This window comes from Prosthecobacter algae (genome assembly GCF_039542385.1).
Taxonomy (GTDB): Bacteria; Verrucomicrobiota; Verrucomicrobiia; order Verrucomicrobiales; family Verrucomicrobiaceae; genus Prosthecobacter; species Prosthecobacter algae.
The window spans coordinates 350,500-360,769 of the sequence record NZ_BAABIA010000007.1 but is presented as its reverse complement, the minus strand read 5'-3'; the positions used below and the strand labels follow the sequence as shown (position 1 = coordinate 360,769).

The window sequence follows — 10,270 nt, the reverse complement described above, 5'->3', positions numbered from 1 at the left end:
TCCCATTCCGAACACGGAAGTGAAACGCTGTTGCGCCGATGATAGTTGGGCGATAGGCCCTGCGAAAGTAGGTCGCCGCCAGTTTATACCCCCCTCCTTCAGCAATGAAAGAGGGGGGTTTTTTTTGCCCACGAAGATCGCCTCCTGCAAAAAATCGTCTCTTCGACTAAGTTCGAATGAACTTTACCGAGATTAGGAGGTCAAATCCCTGTCGTATTTCAGTGCTGACACTTCACTTTTTGACTTGTTAGCCGAAAGCTTTTTTGATGTGATCTCAAGATGATGCCGCCGAAAACCAAGGTCAGGCTTTTTTTTTGCCTGATAGCCCTGTGTATTGGCATTGTCATCACAGTGGCGCTGACGCTGAACCAGCCGAGGACGATTCATGCCCTCATCACTTCTCAATCTGAGAGGGCACCCGTTTCTTCTGCTGTCACGGAAGTTTACAGCGTGCCATCAGTCGCCAAGGCCCAGGATCTACCGATCGCTCCGCAGCCTCTTTCGACGCCGCGCGTCGCACCAAGAACGTTAAATCCGTATGAATCTCGTCTGCTGGAAGGGGCTTCGATGCTGGAGCGCCGCCAGTTTCCTGCCAATAATCGGCAGCCAGCCCGCGAAGAACGCCTGTGGCGCACCGACTTCAAGTATCCGCTGATTCGTGAGGAAATCTCATTCGACGGCTCTTCGACTGCTCCTGCTCAGCGTGTGTTTTCCGTGGCGGACCACCTGCTGGTCCGTTTTCCTCAAGGAATCTCTGATACCAGGATCAATGAATGGGCTCAGCAGCATGGCTTTTATGTTCGCCATTCTTTGCAGACCACTGATGTTCGGCTCATCGCCACGCCCCATGTGGGATTGGATGCCGACCAGGCAATTTTGAAAGCATTTGAAGCGGATTTTCCGAAACTGGACCAGCCACGGATCATGGCCGCCGAGCGCGACTATCTGGTTTTTCCGACCGTGGTGCCGGATGACAGCAGTTTTACCAATCTCTGGGGCCTGAACAACACGGGCCAGACGGGTGGGCTGGCCGATGCGGATATTGATGCGCCTGAGGCCTGGGAGATCACCACCGGCAGCCGTGAAGTACTGGTCGCAGTGATTGATACCGGGATGGACCGGAACCATCCTGACTTGGCAGCCAATGTTTGGAAAAATCCGCGCGAAGTGGCCAGCAATGGTGTGGATGATGATGGCAACGGCTTTGTGGATGATGTGTACGGCTGGGATTTTTTTGCCAACGACAACAATCCCATCGACGAAGGTAATCACGGCACCCATTGCGCGGGAACGATCGGTGCGGTGGGCAATAACAGATCCGGTATTGCCGGCGTTTGTTGGCAGGTTTCCCTGGTTGGAATTCGCTTTCTCGGCCCTAGCGGTGGCACCACTTCCGATGCCATCGAATGTGTGAACTACTCCACCTCCTTGGGGGTGGATCTCACCTCCAATTCCTGGGGCGGCGGCGGTTCCAGCACGCTTCTCCGTGAAGCCATTGAAGACGCTGGCGCGGACCAGATCCTCTTTGTCGCCGCTGCGGGGAATGATGGGACAGACAACGATTCGGCGCCCCATTATCCCTCCAATTATCCTTCGGAAAACATCATTTCCGTGGCCTCAACCACGGCCAGCGACACACGCTCCAGTTTTTCCAACTACGGGCTCACTTCGGTGGATCTCGCGGCTCCAGGTTCGGCGATTTACAGCACGGTGCCGGGCCCTTCTTATGGCACATTGAGCGGAACCTCCATGGCCACACCCCATGTTACCGGTGCATTGGCTCTGGCCAAGGGCATCGCCCCTTTGATCGGCGCCCAGGATCTGAAAGCCAAACTCATGTCCACTGCAGACCGCCTGCCTGCTTTGACGGGGCTCACCGTTTCGGGCGCTCGTCTCAACGCCCGCAGCCTGGTGGAGTCTGTAGCAGGGCCCTACCCGCTGCTGACAGTGACCCGCGTCACCGAACTTCCTGGTGGCAACGGAGACGGCATTCAGAATCCGGGCGAGTCACTGGCCATCGAGTTTTCTGTGGTCAATCGGGGCACCCAAGCTGCAGCCGATGTGGTCGCCACCATGGCGAGCGGTGCTGGCTCGGCCTCGCGTTATCAGATCACCCAGGGCTTGGTGGAAATCGGCACCTTGCAGCCAGGCGAGGCCAGCCCGGATGCAGGCAGTTTTCGTGTCATTGCCCAGGTGGCAACGCCCACTCCCTACACGGAGGAAATGGTGGTTTCCTTGCGCTACGGAATGCCTCAGCAGCTTCAGGTTCAGCGGTTTAACCTGCATCTTTACACGTCCAGCGTGGTGAGTGGCCAGGTGACGGATCTGGAGGATGGCGCGCCATTGGCGGGGGCTACGGTCGTTTTCGAAGGACCAGGAGTCGTATCCGTCACCACCGGGGCCGATGGCCGTTACAGTGCGATTGTCACCGATGGTGCCTACCATGTCAGTTCACGTGCACAGGGATTTTTGCCCAGTGCGACGGAGCCTGTGACCGCTCCGCCCGGAAGAGTGGGGCTCGATTTTTCCCTGGGCCGGCCCCAGCTCAGACTTTCGCCAGAATCCGTGACCGCAAATGTTCTTCGTGGGAATGTTGACCCAAAACAGGTCACCATGACCAATCACGGCAGTGCGCCCTTGGAGTGGAGCATTCGTGCTCGGGAGGTGGATATCGCTCCGTCCATCCCTGGATTGCCCGGCGTCCTGGAATCAGTGACAGTCATCCCGGATGCACTGGCCGCGCAGACCTCCCACACGACGGAAATCCCGCCACTGAAAGCCTCCGTCACCAACCTTCAGGGCGTGACCGTCGGCGTCGTGTCCACTCCGCTGGACAGGGGAACGCTGCTAGGAGATCTCACTGACCGAGGGGCCGCCGTGGTCACCTTGGTTCCTCCGCTGACAGTTTCTTCGTTGCAGGGCATGGACGTGATTCTCCTGGATGACGTCATTGCCAACCTTTCTTCATCCGACCTGCAAAACCTTCAGTCAGCCGTCCAAAACGGCGCCGGTTTGCTTTGCGAGGCAGACAACTTCGGCTCGGTCCCCAATGCTCTAGCACTTCTGACTGCGACCGGCATCACCCCCGCATCACAAATCTTCCGCGACCTCACCTTGACGGACATTCTCCCACATCCCATCACGGCGGGAGTTACCTCCTTGCGCGAGCTCTCCGTTGGCTGGACTTTGACGCTCTCCGGCGGGGCTTTGCCGCTGGTCCGGGAGCCGGATGGGTCCATTCATGCCGCCGTCTCCAAGTTCGGCAACGGCATTGTGGTCGTCGTGGGCAATGAGATCACCAATGCCAGCAACTTCAACACGGGCGATGGGCGGCGCTTTGCCAATCAAATCGTCGATGGCCTGCTGGCCGGGCCAGAATGGCTGGCGGTTTCCCCATTGTCCGGCATCCTTGCTCCCGGCGAAGATCAGCTCCTCACACTGGAATTGGATGCACGCACCGCATCCACTGGCGCGCATGCCGCCGTTCTTGCGGTGTCCTCAAACATTCCTGATGAGCCCTCACTGACCTTGCCGGTGACCATGAACGTGGTCGAGGTGCCCAAAGTGCTGCTTGCAGCTGAAACGGTAGCCTTTGGGGACGTGATCGAGCGCACTCCGGCCAGCCAGGACTTCGTCGTCACCAATGCCGGAACCGCAGATCTGGTGCTTCAGCCTGCTGTTATTTCTGGCCCCGGCGCAGCTTCTTTTGCGGTTGTCTTGCCCCAGGTGCTCACCGTCCCTGCGGGGGAATCGCGTTCAGTCACAGTGGCCTTCCTGCCCTCTGCCCCCCTCGGGCCGCATTCGGCACTGCTGCGCCTCGCCACTAATGATCCCCGCCAGCCGTTGGTGGAGGTGCCTGTCACCGGCACACATGTGGATGCCCCAAACGCCGGCATGACCCCGGCCCGGTCAGACCTGCGGCTCTTCCAGGGCCAGACGACCACGCGCATCTTCACCGTGAAAAATACAGGCAAAGGCACGCTCACCGTCCGGCCACGGCTCACCTTCACTGCCAATCCTTTGCCAACTTGGGCCGAGATTGAAGACACCCCCGGATTGCTCACCATCCCCCGTGGCAAGTCCGCCAAGATCACCGTTCGTTTCCGTGCAGGCACTCTTTTCCCGGGCGTTTACGCCACCCTGCTGCGCTGCGTCACGGACGATCCAGATACTCCCACGTTGGATGCGGGGCTCGTGCTCAATGTATCGGCCGCTCCCGTGCCCATGTTTGAAGGGCTGGCCTTTCCAAAGACTTATGTCGGCCAGCCACAGACACGCATGCTCGTCATCAGGAATGAAGGTCTGAACAGACTCACCCTCCAGGCGGGCAGGGGACTCAATACCGCCTTTCGCCCTCAGGCCAAGTTTCCGCTGACCATTGAGCCAGGCTCCTTCGCCATTCTCCCCGTCATCTTTGCCCCTGGCAAAGCGGGAGAGATGCATTCCTCCCTCGTCTTCGCGGCCAATGTGCCGGACGTTTTCTTTTTTGTGCCCGTCATGGGCACGGCGGCACGCCTTCCCGTTGCGAAGGTCACCCCAGTCTCCCTCACTGTGAGCACTTCGCCCGGCCTGCCACAGACGCGCATGATTCGCGTGACCAATACAGGTGGGGAAGATCTCTCCTGCAGCTTGCTGCCTTCAGCTCTCGCGGCCCCCTGGCTACTTCAGCAAGCCGTCCCTGCCAGCAGTCTCGCCAGCGGCCAGTTCCAGGACATTCAGGTGACCTTTGGCACCGAGCAAATGTCGGCCGGGACTTATCAGTCGGTCATCCGCATTCACACGAATGATCCCAAGCGCCCGGAAATCATCGTGCCTGTCACGTTGAAAGTCTCCAGCCAGGCCGTCCTTCAGGCCGCGCCGCCCGTGCAAAACTTGGGGGACCTTTGGAAGGGCGAGCTGGCCTCCACCACCTTCCAGCTTCGCAATGTGGGCAATCTGCCCATGGAGGTCCACACCGTAACTTCCAGCCATGTCGAGCTCTCTCCCGGTTGGGCTGGCAAGGTGATCCTCGCCCCCGGAGACTCCGTGCCGTTGCAGAGTTCTTTCCAGTCGGCCAAGGCGCAAAACTTCAAAGGCTCCCTGGTCGTGCGGACGAGCAGCCATGTCACCAGCACTCTCAAGCTGGCCGTCAATGCCCATGTCATCGAGCCTCCCAAAATGCAGGTGCTACCTGCCTCAGTGACAGAGTCTGTGTTTCCAAACAAATCTGAAAGCATCCAGCTTCAGGTCGGCAATGCGGGAGATGCAGCTTTAGACTGGCGCGCAGAACTCGCTACCAAGATCGATTCACCAGCCAGTGCCGGCACACTTGGCGTCGTGCTGCAGCGTCTCAATGCCCGTTATTCACGCCTCACGGATTTGATCCCCAGCCGATTTGATTTCCTGGAAGGCAGCTCTGGCTACAGCATCTCAGACGGTGGTTCCAATCTCTACGACACAGGAAACCTCCTCTCCACAAATCTCAATGGCGGCCAGCCCGTGGCCTACAGCAACAACGTCATCACCACCGACCAAAATCTTGGTGGTTCCAGCCGTTACTTCACTCGCAAGCCGCCCGGCCTCTTCCTGTTTGCTGCGGACCTGAGAGAGGTTTCCACCTTCCGCTTTCGTGGCAATCTAGGGGCCAACAGTTCCGGGGCAGCCTCAGGTACCGTCATCCGCCAGCATGGCTACGTCGGCTTTTTCAAACGCGTGGTCGGCGCTTCCGTCCCCACGCTCAATCATCTGGTCATCGTGCCAGACAGCCCCGGCCTTTCCCATACCTTTTCTTCGAACACGGACCTGGATGATCATGACATCTCCGGCCTTCCTGCCAGCACCCGGCTTTATGCCCTTGTCTTCTCCACCGGCCAGGGCGTACAGGTCAGCGATGCTCTGGCCCGGCAGATCATGGAGCTGTTCATCCTGGACATCGCCCATGATGCCGCTACCCCTTGGCTGAAGGTCATCACTGGAGAGGGCCAGACGGTGCCTGATGGAGAGTCTCCCCTCACTGTGCAACTGGATGCCAAAGACCTCTCCCCCGGTAATTATCAGGGGGCTCTCAGGGTGCTGGGCAACGATCCCGAAACTCCGTCGGTCGAGATCCCCGTCACGCTCACCGTCCCTTCGGCTCCCGTTTTAGTTGCCGAGCCCGCCGCTGTCAGCCTGCCCAATATTCCGGTAAACGCCATCATCACCCAGCCCGTCACCTTGCGCAATGTGGGCAATCTGGAACTGGAGATCACCCGCATCGTTAGTCAGGGGGATGGGTTTGTTCTCGCGCCCGCGGCGTATCCCCTGCGGATTTCCCCCGGCCAGGTACACGTCGCCCAGGTGCAGTTCATGCCCGCTTCGGCTGGCAGCTATTCAGGATCGCTGACTGTCGAATCCAATTCCGAAGAAGGCGCCCCCGTCCTGGTCCCCCTTTCGGCCACCGCCATTCCGGCCCCACTGCTCAGGGTCACCCCTGCCAGCGTCACCCTTTCCACCCGCCCAGGTGTGCCCGCCAGCCGGGTCATCACGCTGGAAAATCAGGGCCTCCTGCCATTGACTTGGTCCATGTCCGGCGGCCTAACCACAGGTGTGCTCAATGTCACTTCCGGCACCATTGCCCCGGGGGGCAGCCGTGAGGTCACGCTCACTACCGTCAGTACGGTGACCACCCCACCCGGCAGTTCCACCCAAAGTATCACCATCACTTCAAACGACCCACTCAGGCCCCAGGTCGGTCTTCTCTACACGCGCATCCTTTCTGCTGAACCCCTTTTGCAGATCACTCCTGCGGCGGTCAGTTTCGGCACGTTGTACCTGCCCGGCAGCGTTCAGCGCCAGCTCACCCTGCGGAATGCAGGCAATGCGCAGCTCGTGATCTCGGGCGTCATCTCGCCGGCGGCCCATGTCACCCTCCCCGGCACCTCCTTTCCCATGGTGCTGAGTGCGGGCAGCTCCCGGGTGGTCAATGTCCTTTATGCCCCATCGGCGGCGGATCAGCTCACCGGGAACCTCACCTTCCAGACGAACAGCCCCATCACGCCGGAACTCGTTCTCCCTGTCACTGGCCACGCTGGCGCACCGCCTGCTCTCTCCGTCACTCCGGCCTCCGTATCAGTGAGTGTGGAGGAGGGGCAGTCGTTCAGCACCGCTATCGCGCTAACAAACGAGGGCGGCATGCCGCTCACCTGGACAGTCAGCCTCTCGCCCCCCTCTGCCGCCTCCTGGCTCTCTCTCGGCCAGCTTTCTGGCAGCACCCCGGCGGCGGGTGTTTCTTACCTCGGGCTTGGCCTCTCCGCGACGGGACCCGCTCCGGTGACGCGCACGGCCACGGTCACCCTCACCAGCAATGCCGTCAGCAACGGCACCTTGAGCATTCCTGTCACGCTTCATGTTATACCTAGCGAGCTCAGCGTATCGGCCACGGCCATTGATACGGTTACTTTGAAAGGCGTCGCCATGCCTTACTCCTCCTTTGGCCTGTCTGTCCGTGCGGATGAAAGCCCCTCTTGGACGGTCTCTTCGGATGTCTCCTGGATCCAGCCCTCGCGCTTGGCCGGGGAAGGGGATGCAGAGGTTTCTCTGAACTACGCTAGCACGCTCGCAGAGGGCACCCACTCCGGGCGGGTCACCGTCGCGACGGAGAATGTCTCTCACATCATCCAGGTCACAAGAAAGGTCCTGAAACCTCAGTTCTCCCTCCTACAGACAGACCGCCGCCATGACCGCCTTTTGGGCCTCGTCCGGGGTGTCTCTGGGGGCCCTTCCATCCTGGCGGCCATTGATCCTTCCTCCCTTGCCCTCCAAAAGGTGCTGGCGCTCCCCACGGATGTCACCGGCATGGATCTCACTACCGATGAGCGTACGCTCTACGCGGTCAGTGTGGCAGGGCGTTCACTCACCCGGGTGAATCTGGAGGACTTCACCCTCGTCGCCACCAAGGAACTGCCCGCCGTGGTCAATGTCGGCTCCTATTTCCAGGTTCAGGCAGGCCGTGAAGGCACCGTTTACTACACAGATGCCAGTACCAATCCAGCCCTCCACGTCTATGATTTCACGCGGGGTGTCGTGGTCTCCACCTTCCGCCTTCCGGGTCTGCTTGGCATTGGCGGTCTCGTCTTGGCCCCGGATGAACGCACCCTCTACGTCCGCTCTCAGACCGGCTGGGGCATGACTGGCAGCGCCCTGCTCGCGCGGGTGGATTGCAGCAGCGACTCGCTGGCGCAAACAGCCGCCTCCAGCGCCACCCTGGCCCAGGACAGTTCACTCCACCCGGTGCTGCTGGGGGCCAATCTTGATTCCGTGATCACCCAGGGGCATTTCTTCACTACCACCGCTTTGGCTGGCGGGCCTCAGGGCAGGCTCACCACGGACAGCATTTACAATGCTTCGGCTTATCTCGATGTCTGGGTTACCGCTTCCCAGATCCTCCGTGCCGAAGACGGGGCTGTGGTGCAAAACCTCCCCGTCAGCACTCGCATCACCGCTTTTGCTCCGGATCAGTCCCGGCTCATCTATCAGCACCCAGAGACGGCCGCACTGGGCGCAGTGGATACATCCTACCTGCCACCCATTTCCGTCCTCCCTGCCGTGGAATCTGAGGTGGCCCAAAACGTCACGCTTTCCGCACTTGCCTGGACCGGAGATCCTTCGGTGGCCACCTACGACATCTACCTTTCCACCGACGAATCCGCCGTTGCTTCCGCAGTCATTACCACCCCCGGCATTTATCAGGCTTCCACCAGTGTCACCTCCCATTCCCTTGCGCCCGGTCAGCTTCAGCAGGGGCAGCGTTATTACTGGCGCATGGATCTGCGGGCCGCAGACGGCACCGTCACCAAGGGGCCTGTCTGGAGTTTTAAAATGGCGCAGGCCGGGGCGGCTCCTGAACGCATCTCTGGTTATGCTATGCCTGGGGAGGCGGCGGTACAGACCGTGCCCTTGTCCATCGTTTGTGCCCCCGGCATCTCTTGGTCACTCAGCAGTGATGCAGCCTGGGCTAGTCCCGATCAGACTGCGGGCACTGGCAGTGCCACCATCATGGTCTCGCTGGATCCCGCCACCCGACCAGCAGGTACTTCCACCGCCTCCCTCACGCTCACTTCGGGGCCGGATGTGATTCAAATCCCCGTCCGTTTTGAAGTGCCAGGTGCCTGGAATGTGGTGAAGATGCTGGCCGATCCAGCTCTCCCCATTGCCTATGCTTTGCATCGGGAGCCGACGGCCCCTTATTCTTCCTGGCTGCTTTGGCTGGATCCTGAAACTGCCACTGTTCAGCAGGGCGTGTTTGTCGGCCATTCCGCCTTGGATTTCATCGCTCACGCTGCGGATGACCGCCTGCTGGTGCTGGTGGATGACGGTCGCCGTGTGCAGACCGTGCAGCGCCAGGGAGCCCGCGCATTGCAGTCGGCTTACGCCATCTCTCCGCCCCAGGTGGCGCTTCATGCCACCAGCCCTGGTCGCATGGTGACCCTTAGTGCCGCCAATGCCCTTCAGCTTCGCCAGACGGCAGATGGACTCGCCATCGGCTCTCCTGCTCAAGTCCTGGGCAGGCGCAGCCTCACGGTGGCCACCGCCGACGGCAGCGGCATTTATGCTGCCGTCACCCAGAGCCCCACCACTCAGGGCCTAGTACGTTACGGGGTCACTTCGGTCGGCGTCAGTTTTGTCACTGCCAACTACTTCCCCGGTGCCCTCGAAGGGCCGCTGCTTCTTCCAGCCAATGGAACTCCGTTGATCTATGCCGGCCAAACGTACCTGCCTACCAACCTCAATCCCCTAGGCTCTCTGGGACAGAAGGTACAGGCCGTCTCGCCCAACGGCACCCGCATCGTTTCCGATTCCACCATCTCCACCCTGGCCCTCCCCCCTGTGCCTCTGGCTCCTTTGCCCATCACCACCTCGACGCTGTGCATCACCGCCGATGGCCAAAAGCTCCTGCTCTTTTCCCCTACCACGCACACCTTTCAGTCAGCGAACATACCTTGAACTGGAGGAGAGCGTGGCATTCATCTCCAAAAAGTACTCCAGAGCTTTAGCTCGGCAGCCCCCCGCCTCAGAGTCGGCACCGCATTTCATCACGCCTTGAAAAAGGTGTTTTGGTCTCAGCAAGCGAAGTCCAAAAAACGTCCCCCCTCGCCCCGCTCGCGGGGTTGCGAAGCCGCGAAGCGAAAGGGCCAGGGGTGAGGGGCGGTCGCAGCCCCAAAAAAGTACTCCAGAGCTTTAGCTCGTCACACCCCCGCCACAGAGCCGATTCCGCATTTCATCAAGACTTGAAAAAGCTGTCCAGATCTATCCC

General features: G+C 60.2%; 2 protein-coding genes and 1 rRNA gene. 2 read left to right on the top strand and 1 reads right to left on the bottom strand.

What is annotated here, in order from left to right:
- A 5S ribosomal RNA gene (gene rrf, locus ABEB25_RS17920) occupies positions 1–84 on the top strand; the annotation flags it as partial.
- A gap of 108 nt (positions 85–192) precedes the next feature.
- Here the strand turns inward: rrf and ABEB25_RS17915 are convergent.
- Positions 193–387: a hypothetical protein gene (locus ABEB25_RS17915; protein WP_345737804.1), complete on the bottom strand. Its 195-nt coding sequence runs from the start codon at positions 385–387 to the stop codon at positions 193–195.
- Positions 388–450: 63 nt separating this feature from the next.
- On the opposite strand from ABEB25_RS17915, the gene ABEB25_RS17910 reads away from it, so the two are divergent.
- Entirely contained in the window at positions 451–9,960 is a 9,510-nt protein-coding gene (locus ABEB25_RS17910; RefSeq protein ID WP_345737803.1) for a choice-of-anchor D domain-containing protein, read from the top strand.
- Positions 9,961–10,270: the final 310 nt, after the last annotated feature.